The following is a 22,537-nucleotide window of genomic DNA, read 5'->3' as shown; positions in this document are numbered from 1 at the left end:
GAGCAAACAATGAATCAAAGAAAGAACAAAGAATGCGTCGCCATGTTGTTGGCGGGCGGCCAAGGTACGCGTCTCGGCGTGCTGACCCGCTCGGTCGCCAAACCGGCGGTACCCTTCGGCGGCAAATACCGCATCATCGACTTCCCCTTGAGCAACTGCATCAATTCGGGCATCGACACCGTGGGCGTGCTGACACAATACCAACCCTTTGAACTCAATCAGTACATCGGCAACGGCCAACCCTGGGATCTCGACCGTCTGTCGGGCGGTGTGTACGTGTTGCCCCCTTATATGAAAGGCAGCGCGGGCGAGTGGTACAAAGGTACCGCCAACGCCATCTACCAAAACATTATGTTCATCGACCGCTTCAACCCCGAGTACGTGCTCATCTTGTCGGGCGACCACATCTACAGGATGGATTACGCCAAGATGCTCGATTGCCACAAAAAGCACAACGCCGACTGCACCATCGCCGTGTACGACGTGCCCTTGGAGCAGGCGAGCCGCTTCGGCATCATGAACACCAACGCGGACGGCAGCATATACGAATTCGAGGAGAAGCCCAAAAAGCCCAAGAGTACCAAAGCCAGCATGGGCATCTATATCTTTAATTGGGCCGTCCTGCGCAAGTACCTCATTGACGACGAGGCCAATCCCGACAGCGAAAACGACTTCGGCAAAAACATTATCCCCAATCTCCTCAAGGACGGCAAGATATTGTGGTCCTACGAATTCGCGGGGTATTGGAAAGACGTGGGCACCGTGAGCTCGCTGTGGGAGGCCAATATGGACCTTTTGGACGACAACAGCGGCATCAACATAGGCGGCGACGGCGGGGACAAGATTTACGCGCGCAACGCCGCGGAGCCTCCCCAATTCATCGCCCCCTCGGCCATCGTCAAGCACGCCATCGTCAGCGAAGGCGCCACCGTGTACGGCGAGGTCAAGGACAGCATTATTTCGCACGGCGCACACGTGGGCATGGGCGCGAGAGTCATCGGCTCGGTCGTACTGCCCGGCGCCAAGATCGCCAACGGTGCCGAAGTGTATTACAGCATCATAGGCGAAAACGCCTCCATCGGCGCGGGTGCCGTGGTGGGCGCCATTCAATCCGCACCCGTCAAAGGCGAGTGGCAAATCGCGTTGGTCGGCCCCTCGGCCACGGTAGCGGACGGCGGCAAAGTGTTGCCCGCCGAGATGATAGAATAGGAGGTGTACCATGAACAACGTAATGGGCGTTATTTTTGCAAGTGATTACGAAACGAAACTCAACGAATTGACGATCCACCGCACCACGGCCAGCTTGCCTTTCTGCGGCAGATATCGTCTTATCGACTTTACCTTGTCCAACATGGTCAACTCGGGCATTACCCAGATCGGTATCGTCACCCGTAGCAACTACTCCTCGTTGATGGACCATATCCGTATGGGCAGAGATTGGGACCTCAACCGCAAAAACAGCGGCATCTCCATCTTCCCGCCCTTCGTCCTCAACGCTTCGCGCGAGATGTACAAGGGCAAGATCGAAGCGCTCTATTCCATACAGGGCTTTTTGTCCCACAACCCCGAGGAATACGTCCTTTTGACCAATAGCAACGTGGCCCTCAATATCGACTACAACAAGGTGTACGAGGCGCATATCCGCACGGGGGCGGACGTGACCGTGCTGACGCACGAGGCTTGCCCCACCTCTTCCCGCCGTATGATCGTATCCGCGGGCGAGGACGGCCGCATCAACGATATCTATATCACCGAGAAACCCGAAGAAGTCACCTACGACGTGGGCCTCAATATGTATCTCGTCAAGAAGGACCTCTTGATGCAAATCGTAGAGAAACAATATGCGCGCGGTTGCTTCGATTGGGAAAAGGACGTGCTGACCAAGCAGGTGAGCGAGCTCAAATTGTACGAGTACAAAGTGGACGGCTACGTGGCCGTGGTGGACGACATCAAGAGCTTCTACGTCGAAAACCTCGCTTTGCTCGATTCGGAAAAACGCAACAAGCTGTTCTACGGCGAGGGCGTCATCTACACCAAAGTCAAAGACAGCATCCCCACCGTTTACAAGGACAACGCCTGCGTCAAGAATAGTCTTGTCGCCGACGGCTGCGTCATAGACGGCACGGTGGAAAACTCCGTCCTGTTCCGTGGCGTCAAGGTGGAGAAAGGCGCGGTCATCAAAAACAGTATCATTATGGAAAACGGCGTCATTATGGAGAACGCCGAAGTTTGTTACACCATCACGGACAAGGACGTGACCATTCGCAACGAGCGCACCATCTCGGGCTACGAAACCTATCCCGTCGTGGTGGCCAAAGGCAAGACCGTGTAGGTCTAAGGAGGTATATATGGCTGCAAAAAAGAAAGTAGCAACAACGAAAGGGCGCACCATTAAGCGCGTGCTGTTCGCCACGGGCGAAGCAATGCCCTTTTTGAGAAGCGGCGGTTTGGGCGACGTAGCGGGCGCATTGCCCCAAGCGTTGAGCAAAGAAGGCATCGACTGCCGCGTCATTATGCCCTATTATTCGGGCATTCCGTCCACATATACGGACACGATGCGTTTCGTAGGCAACACCTACGTCTATTTGGGCTGGCGCAAGCAATACTGCGGCGTGTTCCAGAGTTCGGCGAACGGCGTCACCTATTACTTCATCGACAACGAGTACTATTTCCGCCGCAATACGATGTACGGACAATACGACGACGCAGAGCGTTTCGCCTTCTTCTGCAAGGCCGTGTTGGAAGCGCTCAATATCATCGACTTCGATCCGCAGGTCATTCATTGCAACGACTGGCACACCGCGCTCATCCCCGTCTTCTTGGACGTGTTCTACCGCAGCGTGGACAAATTGAAAGAGGTCAAAACCGTCTTCACCATTCACAATATCGAGTTCCAGGGCAAGTACGACATTTCCTTGGCGCACGAGATCTGCGCGTTGCCCAACGAGGCCATTTCGCTGGTGGAATACGCGGGCGCGATGAACTACCTCAAGGGCGGTATCGAATGCGCCAACGCCGTGACCACGGTCAGCCCCACCTATGCGCGTGAGTTGCAGGATCCCTTCTACGCCTACGATTTGGACAGCATTCTCAAGGCCCGTCAATACAAGATCACGGGCATCATCAACGGCATCGATCCCGAGTTGTACAACCCCGCCGCCGATCAGTCCGTGGCCGTGCCCTTCGACGTGAATTCCATCGAAAAACGCTTGGAAAACAAGAAGGCTTTGTGCGAATTGCTCGACCTCAACTTCCGCGAGGACAGACCTATCATCAGCATGGTAAGCCGCCTCACCACCCAAAAAGGCTTCGATTTGGTGTTGGAAGTGGCCGAGGAATTGTTGGCCGCCGACATTCAGTTGGTCATTTTGGGCACGGGCGAATGGCGTTTCGAGAACGGCTTCAAGGAGTTGGAGCGTCGCTACGGCGCCAAACTGCGCGTCATCATCAATTTCAGCAAAGATTTGGCCAGCAAGCTGTACGCTTCGTCGGATATCTTCCTGATGCCCAGCAAGTTCGAGCCCTGCGGCTTGTCGCAGATGATCGCCATGCGCTACGGCGCCGTGCCCGTGGTGCGCGAGACGGGCGGCCTCAAGGACAGCGTCAAGCCCTACAACCCCGAGACGAAAGAGGGCTTGGGCTTCACGTTCTACGCCTATACCGGCCACGAGATGTTGGGCGCTATTTGGCGTGCGGTGGATATGTACTACAACGACAAAGAGAATTGGCGGCAAATCATCAAGAACGATATGTCCACCGATTTCAGTTGGGCGGTATCGGCGGTGAAATACGCGGATTTATATGACGGTCTACTCAAGTAGTCGACCGTGGCAGGAGGATTACATGACGGAAAATATCAATGCAAAAGAAATGAAGGAATTGATCGAGCGACAGGTCAGCCGTTACCAAGGCATCTCCGCCGCCGACGCTTCCAAAAAACAAATGTTCGACGCCGTATGCTTCGTCGTACGGGATATATTATCGCAAAAGCGTATGGATTTCAAGCACGAGATCCGCGCCAAACAGCAAAAACAGGTCTTCTATATGAGTATGGAATTCCTGCTCGGCCGTTCGCTCAAAAATCACCTCTACAATTTGGGGCTCACCGACGTGGTGGCCAAGGTGTTGAAGGACTACGGCTGGGATTTGGAAGACCTCGAGCAGTTGGAGCCGGACGCCGGCTTGGGCAACGGCGGTTTGGGCCGTTTGGCCGCCGCGTATATGGACGCTTTGACCAGCGAGGGCTACGCCGCCAACGGCTTCTCCATTCGGTACGACTACGGCATCTTCCGCCAACGCATCGTGGACGGTTGGCAGATGGAAATGCCCGACACCTGGTTGGACGAGGGCGGCGAGAATTGGCTGGCGCCTCGTCCCGAAGAGACCTTCGAAGTGCGCTTCGGCGGCACGGTGGAAGAGGAATGGACGGACCAAGGGCTCAAAATCAACCATCGCAACTATACCACCATTTTGGCCAAAGCCTACGATATGTATATTTCGGGATACCACACCAAGGCGGTCAACCGCATTCGCCTGTGGGCGGCCTCTACGCCCGTGGAGTTCGACATGGCGCTCTTCAGCCGCGGCGAATACCTCAAGGCCAGCGAAAATAAGGCCCTCGCCGAGAGCATCAGCAAGGTGCTCTACCCCGCCGACGACCATATCGAAGGCAAGGCGTTAAGGCTCAAACAGCAATACTTCTTCGTGTCCGCGAGCGTGCAGAATATCGTGCGCAACCACTTGAAGTACAACCCCAATCTCGACAATTTGGCCGACCAAGTGGCCATTCACGTCAACGATACGCACCCCACTTTGTGCATTCCCGAGTTGATGCGCATCATGGTGGACGAACAGGGCTACGATTGGCAAAAAGCCTGGAATATCGTGTGTCAAACGGTGTCCTACACCAACCACACGGTCATGGCCGAAGCGTTGGAAAAATGGCCGCAGCACTTGGTGGAGCAACAAATTCCGCGTATCTACCAAATCATTTGCGAAATCAACCGCCGCTACTGCGACGAGTTGTGGCGCGCCTTCCCCAACGATTGGGATAAGGTGACGCGCAACGCCATCATGGCGTACGGCGAGATTCGCATGGCCAACCTGTGCCTGTGCGCGTCGCATACCGTCAACGGCGTGTCGGCTTTGCACTCCGAGATCCTCATCACGGACGTCTTCAAGGACGGGTACAAGATGCACCCCGAGAAGTACACCAACGTCACCAACGGCATCACGCACCGCCGCTGGCTGTGCGAGGCCAATCCCGACCTCAGTCGGTTGTGCACCGACCTCATCGGCGACGACTTCGTGCGCACGGCCGACCTGTCCCCCTTGATGCACTACCAAGGCGACCGTCAGGTGCTTGACCGTTTGGAGCAAATCAAGCTCAAAAACAAAGCGCGTTTGGCCAAGTACGTCAAGGACAACTACGACATTACGTTGGACGAGAACAGCATCTTCGACGTGCAGGTCAAGCGTTTGCACGAGTACAAACGGCAGCTCCTCAACGTGTTGCACATATTGGACCTGTACCTCAAACTCAAAGAGAATCCCGACCTCGACATAAGGCCGCGCACCTTCATCTTCGGTGCCAAGGCCGCCAGCAGTTATTACGTCGCCAAACAGATCATCCGCCTCATCTATATGATGAGCAAGGAGATCAACAACGACGCGTCCATCAAGGGCAAACTCAAGGTGGTCTTCCTCGAGAACTATTGCGTGTCTTTGGCCGAAATCATTATGCCGGCCAGCGAAGTCAGCGAGCAAATCTCGGTGGCGGGCAAAGAGGCCAGCGGTACGGGCAATATGAAGTTCATGATCAACGGCGCGGTGACCTGCGGCACGATGGACGGCGCCAACGTGGAGATCTACGAGAACGTGGGTGCGGAAAATATCTTCATCTTCGGTCTTAGGGCCGCGCAAGCCGCCGAGTTGATGGGTTCCAACCGCTACTCGCCTTCGAACTACTACAACAACGATATGGACCTCAAGCACGTCATAGACTATATGCGTGCGGGCGTGGGCGGCGTGTCTTTCGCCGAATTGGCGGACCTCTTGACCATCGGCAGAGGTGGCAAGCCCGATCCCTTCCTTTGCGTGGCGGACTTCCGCAGTTACGTCAACGTGCAAGAGGAGATCAACAACGCCTACCGTGACCGCGAACGCTGGAACCGCATGAGCTTGGTCAACGTGGCCAAGAGCGGCTTCTTCGCCGCGGATCGCGCCGTCAAGGAATACGCCAATCGCATCTGGAATATCAAACCCGTCGAATAATCAACAATGTTTCGCTTCAATCAACATCAAAATAAGTCGCCCTTCGGTGCCGTACGCGAACGAACGGAGGTAAGTTTTACTTTCGGCGTACGGCAAGACGTGGGCGAAACGTCCGTGCGGCTCGTCATGCGCAAGGACGCCAAATCGACCGTCGTGGCGATGGATTTCGCCGAGCAAAAGGACGGCTATCGCTATTACGTGGCACAATTTACACCACCACGTTGGGGGCTTTTCTACTACCGCTTCGAGGTGCAGACCTATTCGGGCATTCTCTTCGTCGGGCGGGACAAGATGGGCAACGCCGTGTCGGGCGACTTCTTGCCCGAGTGGCAGTTGACCGTCTATTCCCAAGATACGTCCGAGGAGAGAGGCCGCGGTGACGAAATCGCCTACCATATCTTCGTAGACCGCTTCGCCAAGGCGGACATTCCCTACGACGCGAGATTGGACGCGCTGCCCGAGCGCTTCAACAAAGCGTGGGACGAGGACGTGGACATCACGGGACGCAACGGCGAACACTACAGCGCCAACGACTTCTACGGCGGCAACCTCAAAGGCATCGTCTCTCGGTTGGACTATCTTCAAAGTCTGGGCGTCACCCTGCTCTTCCTCAGCCCCATCTTCCTGTCGGTCAGCAATCACCGCTACGATACGGCCGATTATATGCAAATCGACCCGATGGTGGGCACCGAAGAGGATTTCGCCGAATTGGTGCGCGAGGCCAAGGCGCGCGGTATGCGCGTTATGCTGGACGGCGTGTTCAATCACACGGGCTCGGACAGCATCTATTTCAACCGCGACAATCACTTCCCCGTGGTGGGCGCCTATCAGGGCGAAGCGTCCCCCTACTACGATTGGTTCACCATCTACAAAAACGGCAAGTACGACTGCTGGTGGGGCATCGAAAACGTGCCTACCATCAACAAGAACAGCCGCGCCGCCCGCGCCTATCTCTTCGGGGACGAAGGCCCCGTCGCGCATTGGTCGCGCTACGACGTGGATTGGCGGTTGGACGTCGTGGACGAGTTGCCCGATTTCTATCTGGACGAGTTGTGTCGGTGTATCCGCCAAGCCAACCCCCAAAGCCATATCATCGGCGAAGTGTGGGAGGACGCGTCCACCAAGTGTTCGTACGGCGTGCAACGCCATTACTTTACGGACGACCAACTCGACGGCGTAATGAACTACGTCTTTCTCAACGCCATCAAGGCCTACGCCACCAAGGGCAACGCGGACGACTTCGCCGCCGCGGTGATGGACGTGTGCGAGAATTATCCGCGCCACGCGCTGGATCACAGCCTCACGCTGTTGGATTCGCACGACACCGTGCGTATACTCAACGAGCTCGCCCAAATCAACACGACGGGCTGGACCAAACAAATGCAAAAGGACTACCGCCTTTCGCCCCAACAACGCCGCTTGGGCATGGACAGGCTGATGGTGGCGGCCGTGTTGCAATACACCCTGCCCGGCACCCCCTCCGTCTACTACGGCGACGAGGTGGGTTTGACGGGCTTCGCCGATCCCATCAACCGCCGCCCCTATCCGTGGGATAACCCCAACGAGGAGTTGCGCGCGTTCTACACCAAATTGGGCGAGGTGCGTCATCAAATCGCCGAGTCCCTCCGAGGCTCCGTTCGCTTCGCCAACCGCGAGGGCGTGCTGGTCATGCTGCGGGGCGAGGGCGCAAACGAGGTGGCCGTGGTGGCCAACGCCTCCCTGCGGCCGCACGGTCTCAGCCTCTACGACCGCTGTCAAGACCTCTTGACGGGGCGCGTGTGGGAAGGCAACGTCTTCGCGCACGTCAACTGCGTGATGATCCTCAAGCCCCTCCGTTAGCGCCTTTTACGTCCGTTCGCGACGGTCGCATAGATACGGCAAATGCCTTCAAGCAAAGGACGGCCTGACTGCTTCGACGCGCTCGACCCCATCGCTACAAGACCTCGACAGCAACCGCCCAAAAGACGACGAAATCGGGTTTTCGCCGAAAATCGGCCGAAAAAAAGTGGCAAAAAACGCTTCAAAATGGGCCGAAAATGCCCAAAAAGTGCTTAAAACCGCCCAAAAACGCCCAAAAAAATGTGCGTTTTTCGGCCAAAATCTACCTCAAAACGATAGCCACGCAAGCAATAATGCTATATAATATACGTGGCCCTGTACTCGTAGTGTAACTGGATAACATTACGGCCTCCGACGCCGTCGACTTCGGGTTCGAACCCCGACGGGTACACCACAAAAACCGTTCGATCCACGAACGGTTTTTTCTTGCCCTTTTGCCCTTTTGGAGCGCCAAATACCCCATTTTTGTTTGTTTTGCCTCAAATCGTATAGGTGCGCGGGGTTGTCTGCCGCATTGTTACCGCAGGGGGGCAGGGGACGGGGGGAGTCTGTCACGAAGTGGCACGGCATAGCCCGACGGGATACCGCACGGGAGAATGAAAAAACGCGGACGGTGAGCGTGTTTAAGGGGGAAAACAGTCGGGGGATTGAAGGGAAAAACGTCAGCGGCGCTTGCGGACCAATAAATACAATACGAGCGTTACGGCGGCGGCCGAGATGACCACTACGCTCATGATGAGGGCGAAGGTCTGCCCGTTGGTAAGGGAACGGGTGGTCACGTTGGCCGTGCGCAGGTAGACCTCGCGGTCGCCCAAGCGTATCTTGGTATATTCGCTGTCGGCGTCGTAGGGCGCAGTCAATTCAACCTTGGTGCCGTCCACCAAGGAAGCGACCACCTCGCCGTCGGCGTCGGGCGAAGCGTACACGGGCACCTTTTCGCCCAATTTGCCCGCTACGCAACGCGCGTAGTAGCGTTCCACCTCCACGTAGGGAGGATCGGCGGCCACGTAGTTGTCGGCGGCCACGTAGGCGACGGTATCTCCGGCTTGCACCATATACCAACGCCACACCAATTCGCCGGCTTTCACGCCCATCATACGCAACACCTTGAAGGTGGCGTCGGCTTTGTCCACCATACGCACGGCCTCGGCCGAATAGGACGGATAGGGATAAATGCCCGTGGTCGCGGTGGCGCCGTCGTAGCGGACGTACATATCGTCGGGCGCAACGTAAGCCACGGGGCTGGCCGCGCCTTTGGGGATATAGGCTTTCTCGTACCGCACGTTGCCCACGGTGGACAGCGAAAACTCCACGTAGTAATACTCGTTGCCTTGGTAGGTGTGGTCGGCCATACACATAGCGAACGTACCCGCCGCCACCGACACGACGCTCTCGTAGTTGTTGGGGCTGGCGTAGCCCCATACGGTGTCGGTGATCTCCACGACGGATACGGGATCGTTCCATCGCGGCGCCTCGTAGGCACTATTTGCCATGGTACGTACGGTGAGATTCGGTACCACGACCGCCGACTCGCACAAACCCAGCACGCTACCGTCCGCCTGAATGGACAGCGACCGCAAAGGCAGCGCCAATGTCAAAGTCGTCTCGGTATAGCCCGTTTCGGCGCGCAGATACACGCGCAAAGCGCCGTCCATCGTAAGGACGTATACGTTGCCGCAATAGTCCACGTCGAAGTCCTGCACGTCCACGCCCGAGACGTCCACCGACACGCCGACTGCTTTCAAATCCTTGTAGACGGTGATGGCGTCCGTCGTCTGCACGTAGACGATGCCCGTATGCCGCCCCACTTTGGCTCGAACGGCGTGCACGTAAAGTTGCGCCACGGCGTCTTCGGCCGAGCGCAGCACGTAGAGGCAATCGGCGGTCAAGGCGTAGACGGTAGCGCCGTCCGAACATACGGACAGCACTTTGGCGGGCAAATAGTAGGTGGTTTCGGTATAGGCGAAACCTTCGCGCGGATGGCCGTAGTCGTAGCACAGCACCAAGTCGTCCCGCGCTATGTACACGCGGTCTTCCATCGCCGCCACGTCGGTGGCTAATCCGTCGATATGGGTGTAGACGGTACCGCCGTCACTCGTGCGCATGACCACCGCGCGGGCGTTGCCGTCGTCCTTTATAACGGTCGTTTGACCGCTGTGCGACAAATAGGTGGGGTTGTGCAATCTGCCGTCGTCCACGCCCCAGGTGCCGTACATCGTGAGGAAATTGCCCTCTCCGTCGTATACTTTGACGGCGGACTGCCCGTTGTCGGCGACGAACACGCGCCACGATTCCCCGTCGAAGGACGTGCACACCAAGTCGGCGGACTGCAGATAGCGATCCCCCTCAAACAAAGGCGAAGCCTTTTGCAACAATACGACGTCGGCGTCGGTCGCTTGCTCGCGCAAGACGCCGTCCGAAAGATAGACGATCCTACCCGCATAATCGAACGAATCGAAGGCGGCGACGCTTTGCGGCTCGCCTACGGAGACCGTATCGTTGGTATCTACGGCGTACAACTTGCCCGCCGTCGAATAGACGTAGCACACGCCTTGGTGCGCCACGAAACTTTGCGCGGATTGGGCGAAATAGGTGCTGGTAACGGTGGGTTTCGTATCCAAAAACACGTCTGCGAACGACAGCCAGCGCAGAGTGTTCATGCCGTAGCAAACGTAGACTCTCCCGCCTTCGTCCACGGCAAACTGCGTCAACGGCGTGTACGTGGTCTCGCCGCTCCATTCGTCGTATGAGGCCAACATGGTGGGGATATTGGTGGTACGCCACGCGCCCCCAACGCAATCGTAGGCGCACATCTTATCCGCCGCCACCATCAAAACGTATCCGTCGTACAAGGCGATCTGCTTGCCGTCGAGGGCGGCGGGGGCGATCGCCACGGGCTCGTCGATACTCTCTATGTCGATGGCGTCAAGCGGCACGTCGACGGTCGCTTCGCCCAAAATCGAAAGATAGGCGCGCCCTTCTTTGGCGCGTAGAACGGCGATCGTATCGCGATAGGCCGACAGGGCGAAAATCTCGCCCAGATCCACGTAGTTTTCCGTCAAATATTGCCCCGTCACCGTTTCCTCGGCAAGGGCTACCCCGCCAAGGCAAAAAGCGGCGGTCAAACACGCAACCGCCGCTGCGATAAACGCGAGCAACAGACGTTTCATCACGTTAGGATTGAGCGGCCTCGTTGAGACGGCGGCACAACTCCTCGGGCTCTACCCCGTGCACCATAGCCGCCTCGGCTACCGTTTCGCCATGCGCGAAAGCACAATGCAAACAATGCATGCCGATGTCCATCAAGACGGCCGCGACGGCCTCGCCGTTGCCGACTTGCACGGCGTCCAATATCATCGTATCCGGTGTAATTTTGGTCATAACGTATATCTCCTTTTTGAACTAAATGCTATTTTGAGCGTCATTCCGTAGCACCTCTCCCGAGGGGATCCCTCGACAGCACCGCCCAAGCGGCGGCTCGGGATGACGTACTTCTATTTCGGTGAATGAACGGACTGCGCCTTATATTCGCCTTTGTGTTTTTCCCACCCCCGCCTCACGCCTTGGCGCAAGATTGTGATGAGAGAGGGTGCATTCTAACGAATGCGGTAAGTACTCTGCGTACACGAGTTTGGCGAACGAGCGGACGCACCCATTCTCGCCTTTGTTTTCTCTCCACCCCCGTTTGACCTCGCGATGGTGCAAATCGGGTGAGAGAGTGCGTGTTCCAAGGAACGAGCGCAAGCCTAACGTACTCTGCGTACGTGACTTGTGCGAGCGACTGAACAGCGTGCTATATCGCTCGATTTGCCCATCACGGGGTCAAACGGTCGGGGCCGCGGAACAAGAACTCTACTTCCTTGATGGCGATATTGAGCAATATCATCGTCATACGGTCGAGACCGATGCCGAAGCCGCCGTGCGGGGGGCACCCGTACTTGAAGAACTCCAGATAGAACTTGACGTCCTCGCCCAAGCCCTTTTCGTCGGCTTGGCGTTTCAACACCTCGTAGCGATGTTCGCGCTGGGCGCCCGTCGTGATCTCGCACCCTTTCCAGATGAGGTCGTAGCCTTGGGGAATACCCTCTTCGTTGCGCATATGGTAGAAGGCGCGTTTTTCGGGGCTGAAATCGGTGACGAACAAAAACTCATGCCCGAACTTGTCCTGCGTGAAGGACTTGCACATACGCTCGCCCTCGGTGCACAGGTCGCCCTTTTCGCACAATTCCTCGGCCAAGCCGCGCGCTTTGAGCTCGGTATACAGGTCGGCCAATTTCATACGGGGGAAGGGCAAGGTGGGCACGACGACTTCCTCGCCGAACAACTCCTTGATCTTGTCGCCGTACTGCTCCTTGACGAAGCCCAGCACGTAGGCGATCATTTCCTCTTCCATCTTCATCACGTCCTCGTAGCTCTCGATATAGCTGAACTCGAGGTCGAAGCCCGTAAACTCGGTGGCGTGCTTGTTGGTGTTGCTCTTCTCGGCGCGGAACACGGGGCCGCACTCGAAGATGCGCTCGAAGCCGGCCGCCATCGCCATTTGCTTGTAGAACTGCGGACTTTGGGCAAGATACGCCTTGCGCTCGAAATAGGTCAACTCGAAGACGTCCGCGCCCGATTCGGAAGCCGCGCCGATGAGTTTGGGCGTGTGGATCTCCACGAAGTCGCGTTGCAGGAGGAATTCGCGCAATTTGGCTGCGATGAGGGTTTGCACCTTGAATATGAGGGTGTTGCGCTCGCTGCGCAGATCGAGCCAGCGGTAGTCCAACCTCAGGTCGATGGCGCTCTTGTCCTCGATGGGCAGCGGGGCGGCCACGGATTCGATGGTCATGGTGTCGGGCAACATTTCGACGCCGCCCAACTTGACGTAACTATTCTCCACCACGGGGCCTTCCACGGTGATCACCGAGTCGATGGTCAAATTCTTGACGACTTCGGCCAAATCGGGATGTTTTTCCTTCTCGATGGTCAACTGCAACTTGCCGCTGATATCCCGCACGACCAAAAACGCCATCCACTTTTTATCGCGAATATTCTCCACGAAGCCTTGCACTTTGTTGATTTCGCCCACTTTGATGTCGGCAATTCTACTTCTCGTCATAGTTTACTCCTTGATAATATCCATAGTATTGCCTACATTATATAACAAAAGCGGGGGGATTGCAACCATTCTGTCGAATTTGCCGTGCTCGCCCAAAGATTTCGCCGCAAAGAAAGGCGGCACGCACTTGCTCGGCCAAGACGATTGCCGCGCCCTCGACGTAGAGAAAAAAGAAAACGCGAGCGTCAACCGCACGCGTCTTCGAGCACCCGCAAAAAGTTGCCCCACATCATTTTGTCGACCACGCGCGGGGGCATTTGGTCGCACAAAGCCCCATACAGTAGGGGAGTATTCGTGCAATCCGCAAGAGGCGCGCGCGTTTTGGTGCCGTCGAAATCCGCGCCGAATGCCAGCACGTCCTCGCCGCCCGTTTGCCAGATATGCACCGCGTGCCGCACCGCCCATTCGAGCACGTCAGCGTCCTTTGCGCACAAAAAATCGGGACAAAGATTAAGCCCCATCACGCCCCCCTTGGCCGAAAGAGCCGCGATTTGCGCGTCCGTCAGGTTGCGCCCCACGCCCCGCACGGCGCGTGCGTTGCTGTGCGAAGCCACCACGGGTTTCGTCGACAAGCGCACGACGTCCCAAAAGCCGCCGTCCGAAAGATGGGATACGTCCGCCAGCACGCCCGCCGCGTTCATCTCGGCCAAAACCGCGCGTCCGAACTCGGTCAAGGGCGCGTCGCTCACGTCGTACAAAGCGCGCTCACCACGTGCCGCATATTCGTCCATCGTGGCGTTGGGACGCCCCAGTGCGTTGGCATAATTCCAAGTGAGCGTCATCATGCGCACGCCCGCACGATGCAATCGGCGCACGTTGGCGATATCTCCTTCGACCACGGCGCCCTCCTCTACGGTAAGCATGGCGCCCACCTTGCCATGGGCGGCCGCCCGCCGCATATCCGAGGCGCACAAGACTCGGTCGGCGATATCCGCGTTGCGCGCTATCTCGCGGCGCAACTTATCCGCGTAGGCCATAGCGGTGGCGAACAAATCCCCCTTTTCCATGCGAACGAACGCGGCGAAACACATGGTGCGGCAACCCGCCGCGTGCAGTTTTGGGAAAGAAACCTGCCCGTCGTTTTCGCGTAGATCGGCGTATTCGGTGAGCGTATCGCAATGTAAATCGGCGTATATCATCGTTTAACTATATTCCAAAGCGCGCCTCTCGGTGAACGCGCAAAAAAGGGGGCCGAAGCCCCCTCGCTGTCAGTTGAAACCGACCTTGCGCCGACTGTCGGCAGGTTTGGTCGAGCGGAACTCGTTGTCGGCGGAAGCCGCCAAAAAGTCCTCGCGCTTCAAAATCAACGCCTCCGCGCCCTCGAGTTGGCGGCGGGTAATGGCTTTGGCGCGCGTGCGCTCGAAGAGGTTGCGCACGTAACGGCCGTTGCCGAAGGATTTGTCCTTGATATAGTCGTCGGGCAACGCCTTGAAGAACGCCTCGGCCTCGGATAGCAGATCCTCTTCGTACTTGCCGTAGCGCTTGACCATCAACGCGTAGATTTGATACAACTCGTCTTGGCTGTAGTTGGGAAACTCCACCAAATAGGGCATACGGTTCTCCAAACCGGCGTTGGCCTTCATCATATTGGCGATATCGTCCGTGTAGCCCGCCATAATCACCACGAAATCGGTGCGGTGATTCTCCATTTGGGCTATCAGGGTGTCCAACGCTTCGCGGCCGAAATCCTTGGAGTCCTCGGTGGAACGGCACAAAGAATAGGCCTCGTCGATGAACAGCACCGAGCCGTAAGCGTCGCGGCAGATGGACGCGGTCTTGGGCGAAGTCTCGCCGATATAACGCCCCACCAAGTCGCGGCCGTGGATCTCGTACAAATCGCCGATGCGCAATAAGCCGCGCTCTTTGAGCATACGCCCCATGATACGCGCCACGGTCGTCTTGCCCGTGCCGGGGTTGCCCACGAAGCGCATATGCACGCTGGGCATATCCACGTCGCCCAACTGTCTGGCCGCCTCGATCTGGTTGACGATCTCGTAGAGTTTTTTGCGCACGGCGTCGATGCCCACCAAGCCGTTCAGCATCTCCTCAGCCGAGCGTTGGCGCGCCTCATGCGGCGCTACGTCGGCGAGGTCGTCGGCCTCGATGATTTTGCTGTCCGTACCCGCCTCCGCGTTGGCCAACGTCTTGGCCAACAGCATCTCGCGGCACACTTTCTTGACGGTGTTTTCGCCGTAGAAATTGCCGTCCGCTTTCTCTTTGAGTATCATGGAGTGGAACACGAGCCAGGCTTCCTCGGTCATCTCCACCGAGTAGTTGCCCAAAAACCGGGCGGCCGCCATTTGCAACTCCTCTTTGGAATAGGGCACGAAGGACACGGCACGGACGTTGAGAACGTCGTTGATGGCCTCGTACACGCGGTTGAGCGCGTCTTTCTCCACGTAGGGAATGGTGAACACGACCACGCATTCGCTTTGGCGTTCGATGGCCTTCAGCACGTTGCGGAAATCCTCGGTGCGCGCGGCGTCCATCCATTCGATGATGTCCAGCACCAATACAGTGCTCTCGTAATCGTCGAGGTCGCTCAAAAAACTCTCGATGGGATCGCTATTGCGCTTGTCTTCCACCTTGGGCAGGCGATAGGTCTCGGTCGTCACGGTTTCGCCCTTGAAAAGCCCCGCCGCGTGCAACGCGTCGCCCAATACGTCCACGTACTTCTTGACGTCGTAGCCCTCGTCTACCGAAAATACGTAATGGCGATGCTCGAACACTTCGCCGAGCGAACCGTCCGCCGTCAAGGGCGCCATCTTGGCGATCTCGGCGATGAGCGCCTTGAACTCGACGGCGGCGATGAGGTCTTCGGCCATGCGGTTGATCTTGACGGTCAAGGGGTGTTGTCCCGCTTGGTCATTCGTTTGAGGCGCGGCCTCTGCCGTCGGCTTTTCGTCCGCTCGTTGCGCGGGCGCGCTCACGCCGCCGTAGGGCGTGATATAACTCTTCAGCACGCCCGAATCGGCGGCGATGGACAACTCCCGCATCAAATAATTGTTGATGGCTTCTTGCGCTCTTCTCGCTTCGCTCTCCGAAAAACGAGGGGCGATCCATTGGCAATAGCAATCGTTATGTACCGCCAAAATCAATTTGTTTTTGTAGTTGGACTTGACGTAGGTGATGGCGAACTCGGCCAAAGACACCTTCTTTTCGGCCCAAGCAGCCACAAAATCCTTGTCCCATTCGACGACGAAAATGTATTTCATATGGTGCTCTCCTTTTGTAATTCCGGTTGGTTGGCAAGCACGCACGCTTGTCACGGATTATATTATATATGCATTTATGTAAATTGTCAATAGCCGAACACCCCTACAATACGGCAATCACGGCCGCCACGTCCTCTACGGTTTTGGCCGTGCCGACGGCCAGGCGCAACTCTTTGGCACCCGCTCTGCCGCTCACCGCCGCGATAAGATGGGGCTTGATGAGCATACACGCCACGTGGTCGGAATAGGTGGCGCGGAGGATGTCGAATTGCAGGTTGAAATCCGCCTGCAAATCCACCTCGGGCGTCTCGCCGCGTATTTCGGCGAAGATGGGGGTGCGCCCCACCGCGCCGCGCGCAATCATCACGCCCGCCGCGCCCGTTTCGGCCTTGACGCGCCGATAGTCCTCCGCCGACTTGACGTCGCCGTTGGCAACGACGGGAATAGTTACGGCGGATACCGTCTCGCGGATAATGCCCCAATCGGCCGTGCCCGTGTACTGCTGTTGACGTGTGCGCCCGTGCACGGTGACCGCCAAAGCGCCCGCCTCCTGCATACGAAGGGCGAAGTCGGGAGCGATCGGACGATCCCACCCCGCGCGTATTTTGACGGTCACGGGTTTGCCGCCCGAGCTTTCGACGAGCGCGCGCACGATATCCATGGCCCGCGGCGCGTCCTTCATCAACGCGCTACCTTCCCCGCGCGACACCACCTTGGGCACGGGACAGCCCATATTGACGTCGATAATGTCGAATTTGGCCACGGCGGGATGTCGGGCGGCCTTGGAAAAAACGTCGGGATCGCTGCCGAACAACTGTATGGCCGAGGGCGTTTCGCAGGGCGCAACGGCGGTCAGCACTTCGGTCTTGGCGTTGCGGTGCATCAATCCGCACACGCTCACCATCTCGGTATAGGTAAGCCCCGCGCCGTAGCGGCGCGCCAAGGTGCGGAAGCCCAAATCGCTCACCCCCGCCATGGGGCCGAGCACGGCGTCCGATACCAGGGTAAACCGCCCGATCTTCATCGAATCGTCTCCTTGACGCGGTCGTAGACCTGCCACAACTCGTCCGCCGACACTTGGTCGACGCGCTTGCCTTCGGCGGCCAACGCCGCCTCTACCGCCGCGAAACGATCTACGAACTTGCGGGTGGACGCAATGAGCGCCAACTCGGGCTCGACGTGCAGAAGGCGCAGCACGTTGACGGCGGCAAACAGCAAGTCGCCGCCTTCCATAGCCCGCTCGTCCTCGTTGGTCGCGGCAAACAGCTCGCGGAGTTCTTCGTCGATTTTGGTCGCCGCGTCTTCCGCCGAAGCGAAATCGTAATGCGCCTTGGCGGCGATTTTTTGTATTTTTTTGCACCGCATCAAGGCGGGCATGGGGGCCACGTCTTTGAGTTTTTGGGTGTAGGTATCCTGATGCTTCTCCTTGCTCTTGGCCTTATCCCAGGCCGCCAGCGCTTCCTCTTGGTTGGTGGCCACCACGTCGCCGAACACGTGCGGGTGGCGCATGATCAACTTGGACACCAACGCCGAGAGCATATCGGCGATCGAAAATTCGCCGAGGTCTTGGGCGATAGAGGCGTGGAAAACCGCCTGCAACAGTACGTCGCCCGTCTCCTCCACCATCTTGTCCACGTCGTCGAGGTCGATGGCCTCCACCAATTCGTAGGCCTCTTCGATGCAACAGTCGCGCATACTGCCGTGCGTCTGCGCCTTGTCCCACTCGCATCCGTCGGGCGCACGCAACCGCATAAGCAGATAGACCACGTCCTCGAAATTGAAGCGTTGTTTGGATAGAAAATCTATGCTCGGCAAGACGTACGCGCACAACGCGCCGTATCCTTTTTGTCTGTCCAATTCGCTGACGGGAAGGGGGATACATTTGTCTTTTGTCACGAAAAAGCCCCCTACGTCCCCGTACGTATCGAGCAAACGCAACTTGACTTCGCCCGCCAAAAAGCGGTCGTCCAACTCGGTGACGACGAGGGTGGCGGACGGCGCGAGAAACACGGGCTCGCGCGTCAGCGTCAAGGCTGAAAGGCTATGTACGCGCTCATTGGCGACGCCCGCAACGGCCAAAGCCGAGGACGCGTGCGATACGCCCGCTATGACGGACACCGCGCATTGGGGGGCCAAAGCGCGTGCGATGCCGTCCTCGGTGCCGTCTCCGTCCACGCAATACGCGCAGTCGCCCGCCGCCAAAAGCCGCTCGACGAGCGCCCGCTGCAAGCCGTCGAAATCCTCTGCCTCACGATACAAGTCGTCGCAGGCGACGTACGACACGCCCAGCTTGCGCAAGGTCTTCGCGCACTCGGTGTCTTCCGTCCGCACGAAGACGCGCTTCGCGTTGAGTACGGCGTCTCTGCCCCGCAGGGTGACGTCCTCTTGACAAATGCCCATGCCTATTATCGTTATCATGTTTCCCTCTACGTCTGCGCCCGTCTATTGCGCCACCAAGTAGCGCCGTGCGCACACCATAGTATTATAGCATATACCGCGCCGCCAATCAAGACATTGAGGAGCACACATAGGATATTATTCTCTATAAGCCGTCCCATCGCCCATATCGTCACGCCCATACACAGCGAAGCGAAGGCGGTGGCGGCCAAGGGCTTGGCCAAGCGGTAGCGCCCGGTCAGGCGAGTGTAGGTGGTCGAGTTCAACACGAGCACCGTGACGTAGCACAACACGCTGGATACGGCGGCGCCCGCCATGCCCAACAAAGGCACCAAGGTCACGTTGCCCAACAGTTTGACCGCACCGCCTATCGCCATTTGCTTGGCGCCCGTTTTGCTGCGCTCCACGGCCTGCAAAAGGGCGTTGTACACCTGCTGCAAGGCGATGACGGGTATGCCCAACGAGGCTATGCGCATCAATACGACGCAATAGGCCGCTTCGTCCGCGGACAGTCGGGGGTATAGCAAGGCGACGACTTGGGGCGATAGCAGCGCAAGCCCCACCGCGCAGGGAAGGCTCAGGGCCGTCACCAGCCACAAAGTGTCCGTACTGCTACGGCGCACCTCGGCGATCTGGCGCCTGCCGACCGCTCGGCTCACGACGGGCACGACGAGGGTGACGAACGCCAACGTCAGCACGACGGGCAGGTTGGTCACCGTGCCCGCGGCGCCCGTCAGCAAGCCGTAACGATTGACGGCTTCGGCGGAGTCCGCGCCCGCCCACACGGCCAAATTGACCAATAGAAGGCTGTCCAACCCCGCCACGACGGGCAACACCAAGTTGCAGGCGGTGATGGGCAAAGAGGATTGCCACAACGCCTTGACGGGCACGTTGACGAGGGGCTTCCCCATGCGATAGCCGAGCGCGAAATAGGCCGTGACGTACCATATCAGCGCGGCGGTCTCGGCCAACGTGACGCCCAACAATGCACCCAAAACGGCGGGTACGTCCCCCCGTTTTGCGAGCCAAAAGGCAAACAGCAAGCCGGACAGCTTGGCGATTTGCTCCATCAGAGCGGCGCCCGACAGCACGCCCGTATGCATCGTGGCCGAAAACCACCCGCGATAGGCCGCCGACAAGCCCACCGCCAACACCGCGGGAGACAAAACGACGTAGCCCAACCACATGGCGCCGTATCCCTGCAAATGGGCCAACGGATAGGCCAAGGCGAGCAAGGCAATCGCCCCGCCGCCCCCCGTCAACGCCAGCAAAGACAGCGCTTTGCGAAACACCGCGTAGCCAAAGGCGGCGTCCTTGGCGATTTGACGCGCCAAAAGGACGGGCATGGCCGACGAGGTGAGGGCCAACACCAATACGTACACGGGAAACACCAGCTGATATGCGCCGATGCCCGCCGCGCCCAACAGATTGGTAAGGGGCAGTCGATACGCCGCGCCTATGGCTTTGGCAACGAAAGAGCACAGCATCAACGCGACGCCGTGCCCCAATAAACCTCGCTTTTTCTTTTCAGTCACCGATTTGATTGGCCAAAAGTCGGCACGCCGTTTCGCATACGACGTCCGCTTTGGCGTCCACCGCGCTCCGTGCGCCCAAGACGATGGCGCCGAACAAATCACCGTGCGTCAATATGGGATAGACGGCCACGTGCGCATAGGTCCTGCCCCCCTTGGTCACCGCCGCGTCCGACAGCAAGCCGCGCTTTCGTTTGGCGAGGAGATCGCCCACCGCCGCCGAAAACGGCTTGCCGATTGCGGCCTCGTCTTGGGTGCCCGCCGCGGCAGACACGCCGTCCGTATCCGTCACGAACACGGCGCCGCCGAGGAGACTCTGCACCACCTGCGCGTATTCCTCGGCCAACCCGCCCAACGCCGAGATCGCCGAGTATTTTTTGAGGAGCAAGCCCTCGTCGTGCGCGTAAATCTCCAGCTCTTCCCCCTCTTTGAGGTGCATGGTGCGGCGTATCTCCTTGGGAATGACCACCCTGCCCAATTCATCCATTCTTCTCACTATACCCGTTGCTTTCATAGGGGTAGTATGCGTAAAGCGCGTCGGTTATACGAAGGGCATAAAAAAATCCACCGAACGAGCGGTGGATCTCTCTTGCTTTTTGGATTGCTTACGCCGCAGTCGCCGCAACGGCCGAAATGGGCGCGACGAGGAAGAAGGCGATGGCCAACACGGCGATAGCCACCGAGAAGGCGATGGTGAGAATGCGCAGCAAGCGTTGCTTGCCGCCGCCCTTGGTCTTGGAGAAAAAGCTCTCGCTGTTGTTGCCGCCCGTGATGGCGCTGACGCTGTCGCCCGAGCCGCGTTGCAGCAGCACCAAAACGATGAGCGCGATGGACAAAAGCGCGATGACGCACATCAATACGCCGGCCGCGATTATACGCGATTCGGTCGCATTCAAACTACCTAAAATCAAACTTCCTATCATGAGGACACTACTCCTTTTATCAAATTGCTTACCTATTGTAACATAGGTCGGCGCAAATTTCAAGCGTTTTGACGTATATTTTTTAAATATGGTTTCGGTAGAAAAGGATTTCGGTCGGGGGCGGGGATAAGCGACGGGGCGGTGGTTTTTCTTTTGCGCAAACCGATCGCATTTTCGCGCCCGTACCGACGAACGGACGACCACGCCAAATTCGAGACGAATGCGAAAAAATCGCGTAAGATTATTTAATTAATGCTAATATAGTATGTTAGAATTTGTACGAAATTTGCGGCGGAAAGCGAAGTAGCGGAAGCGGACACGGCCGAGGCCGTGGCGGCGGACGTAGCGGCGGAAGAGCCCGCTATCGCGGACGCAAACGGTGCCGCCGAGGAAAACCGCGCGAAGAAAGAGAAAAAGGCGCGCAACGGCGCGTCCAATTTCATCGAGGGCGTGCGCAAAGTGGAGCAATCCACCGTCGTGCGCACGGTGCGCAGCGGTTTGGTGAACATGATACCCGTCCTGATCATCGGCGCGTTCGTCTTGATCATCAAGACCTTCCCCATAGACGGCTACCAAAAGTTCATCACCACGTTCGGAGACGGTGTGATATACAGCCTGTTCGACCTCATCTACGCGGCGACGTTCGGCGTGTTGAGCGTATATATGACCTTCTCCATCAGTCGGTCGTTCATGAAGAGCAAAGCCGATCCGCACGTGGTCCACGGCGGCGCTGTCCTTCAACGACGCGTCCATGACCATATTGGACAGACTCAAAGAGATGGGCGTGACCTGACCTTCGCCATCGACGACTTCTCGATGGGCGAAACGTCCATCAACTACCTCAAAGACAACATCTTCGCCGAGATCAAATTGGACGGCTCGCCGGTGAAAGGTCTCTTTACGCACCAAAACTGCCGCGAGATCATCCGGTCCATCACGTCCTTGGCGTCCACGCTCAACCTGCAGGTGATGGCCGAATACGTCGAGACGGAGGAAGAGCGCGAAGTCTTGCACGAGATCGGTTGCGACTGCTACCAAGGCTGGCTCTGCTCCCCCGCCGTGTTCCTCGACAAATAAACCGTAAAAAGCCCTTTTGGCAACCAAAAACCCCCGAACGTGAAGTGAACCCCATTTGGGACACTCAATAAAAAACCGCTTAACAGGAAGGGATTAAGTTCTCTTCCTGTTTTTTATGCGTTTTGTATTGTAAAACTCTATCCAATCTTCAACAAGGGCTATATATTCTTCCAAACTTGT

Annotated in this window: 16 protein-coding genes and 1 tRNA gene; 7 read left to right on the top strand and 10 right to left on the bottom strand. The window is 57.7% G+C overall.

Features of this window, described 5'->3' with window-relative positions; genetic code table 11:
- Positions 1–9: 9 nt before the first annotated feature.
- The 6 genes from II896_01395 (at position 10) to II896_01370 (ending at position 8,506) form a co-directional block, all read left to right on the top strand.
- Positions 10–1,209: a glucose-1-phosphate adenylyltransferase gene (locus II896_01395; GenBank protein MBQ4443299.1), complete on the top strand. Its 1,200-nt coding sequence runs from the start codon at positions 10–12 to the stop codon at positions 1,207–1,209.
- Between the two features lie 10 nt (positions 1,210–1,219).
- Positions 1,220–2,332 (top strand): glucose-1-phosphate adenylyltransferase subunit GlgD, encoded by a 1,113-nt coding sequence (gene glgD / locus II896_01390; protein MBQ4443298.1) that lies wholly within the window; start codon positions 1,220–1,222, stop codon positions 2,330–2,332.
- Positions 2,333–2,348: 16 nt separating this feature from the next.
- Positions 2,349–3,821, top strand: coding sequence for a glycogen synthase GlgA (gene glgA, locus II896_01385; protein MBQ4443297.1), 1,473 nt, complete (start codon positions 2,349–2,351; stop codon positions 3,819–3,821).
- Positions 3,822–3,843: 22 nt separating this feature from the next.
- Positions 3,844–6,273: a glycogen/starch/alpha-glucan phosphorylase gene (locus tag II896_01380; protein MBQ4443296.1), complete on the top strand. Its 2,430-nt coding sequence runs from the start codon at positions 3,844–3,846 to the stop codon at positions 6,271–6,273.
- 6 nt (positions 6,274–6,279) lie between these two features.
- Positions 6,280–8,112 (top strand): glycoside hydrolase family 13 protein, encoded by a 1,833-nt coding sequence (locus II896_01375; GenBank protein MBQ4443295.1) that lies wholly within the window; start codon positions 6,280–6,282, stop codon positions 8,110–8,112.
- A 317-nt stretch (positions 8,113–8,429) separates the two neighbouring features.
- Positions 8,430–8,506 (top strand) — tRNA-Arg (locus II896_01370).
- Between the two features lie 268 nt (positions 8,507–8,774).
- Here the strand turns inward: II896_01370 and II896_01365 are convergent.
- From II896_01365 to secG, 10 genes are all read right to left on the bottom strand, one after another.
- Positions 8,775–11,282 carry a hypothetical protein gene (locus II896_01365; GenBank protein MBQ4443294.1) on the bottom strand — a complete coding sequence of 836 codons (2,508 nt, stop codon included), beginning with the start codon at positions 11,280–11,282 and terminating at the stop codon, positions 8,775–8,777.
- Positions 11,283–11,286: 4 nt separating this feature from the next.
- Positions 11,287–11,493 (bottom strand): DUF1858 domain-containing protein, encoded by a 207-nt coding sequence (locus II896_01360; GenBank protein MBQ4443293.1) that lies wholly within the window; start codon positions 11,491–11,493, stop codon positions 11,287–11,289.
- Between the two features lie 433 nt (positions 11,494–11,926).
- The gene (aspS, locus tag II896_01355; GenBank protein ID MBQ4443292.1) at positions 11,927–13,213 is read right to left on the bottom strand and encodes an aspartate--tRNA(Asn) ligase; all 1,287 of its coding nucleotides are present in this window, start codon (positions 13,211–13,213) and stop codon (positions 11,927–11,929) included.
- Positions 13,214–13,398: 185 nt separating this feature from the next.
- On the bottom strand, positions 13,399–14,352 hold the full coding sequence (locus tag II896_01350) for a membrane dipeptidase (protein ID MBQ4443291.1): 954 nt from the start codon (positions 14,350–14,352) through the stop codon (positions 13,399–13,401).
- Positions 14,353–14,421: 69 nt separating this feature from the next.
- A complete protein-coding gene (locus II896_01345; protein ID MBQ4443290.1) occupies positions 14,422–16,428 on the bottom strand; it encodes an AAA family ATPase in 2,007 nt (668 codons plus the stop codon).
- Positions 16,429–16,531: 103 nt separating this feature from the next.
- Positions 16,532–17,452 (bottom strand): tRNA-dihydrouridine synthase family protein, encoded by a 921-nt coding sequence (locus II896_01340; GenBank protein ID MBQ4443289.1) that lies wholly within the window; start codon positions 17,450–17,452, stop codon positions 16,532–16,534.
- Positions 17,449–18,846: a nucleoside triphosphate pyrophosphohydrolase gene (gene mazG / locus II896_01335; GenBank protein ID MBQ4443288.1), complete on the bottom strand. Its 1,398-nt coding sequence runs from the start codon at positions 18,844–18,846 to the stop codon at positions 17,449–17,451. The genes II896_01340 and mazG overlap by 4 nt, the downstream gene beginning before the upstream one ends.
- 8 nt (positions 18,847–18,854) lie before the next feature.
- Positions 18,855–20,360: a polysaccharide biosynthesis C-terminal domain-containing protein gene (locus II896_01330; protein ID MBQ4443287.1), complete on the bottom strand. Its 1,506-nt coding sequence runs from the start codon at positions 20,358–20,360 to the stop codon at positions 18,855–18,857.
- Entirely contained in the window at positions 20,353–20,871 is a 519-nt protein-coding gene (locus tag II896_01325; protein MBQ4443286.1) for an AbrB/MazE/SpoVT family DNA-binding domain-containing protein, read from the bottom strand. Before II896_01325 ends, II896_01330 begins: the two co-directional genes overlap by 8 nt.
- A 91-nt stretch (positions 20,872–20,962) precedes the next feature.
- On the bottom strand, positions 20,963–21,280 hold the full coding sequence (gene secG, locus II896_01320; GenBank protein MBQ4443285.1) for a preprotein translocase subunit SecG: 318 nt from the start codon (positions 21,278–21,280) through the stop codon (positions 20,963–20,965).
- 330 nt (positions 21,281–21,610) lie between these two features.
- Here secG and II896_01315 point away from each other — a divergent pair, with 330 nt between their 5' ends.
- The gene (locus tag II896_01315) at positions 21,611–22,357 is read left to right on the top strand and encodes an EAL domain-containing protein (GenBank protein ID MBQ4443284.1); all 747 of its coding nucleotides are present in this window, start codon (positions 21,611–21,613) and stop codon (positions 22,355–22,357) included.
- Positions 22,358–22,537: the final 180 nt, after the last annotated feature.

It is taken from the genome of Clostridia bacterium (assembly GCA_017394805.1).
Lineage (GTDB): Bacteria > Bacillota > Clostridia > Christensenellales > CAG-1252 > RUG14300.
This window is presented reverse-complemented; position numbering and strand designations above follow the sequence as displayed.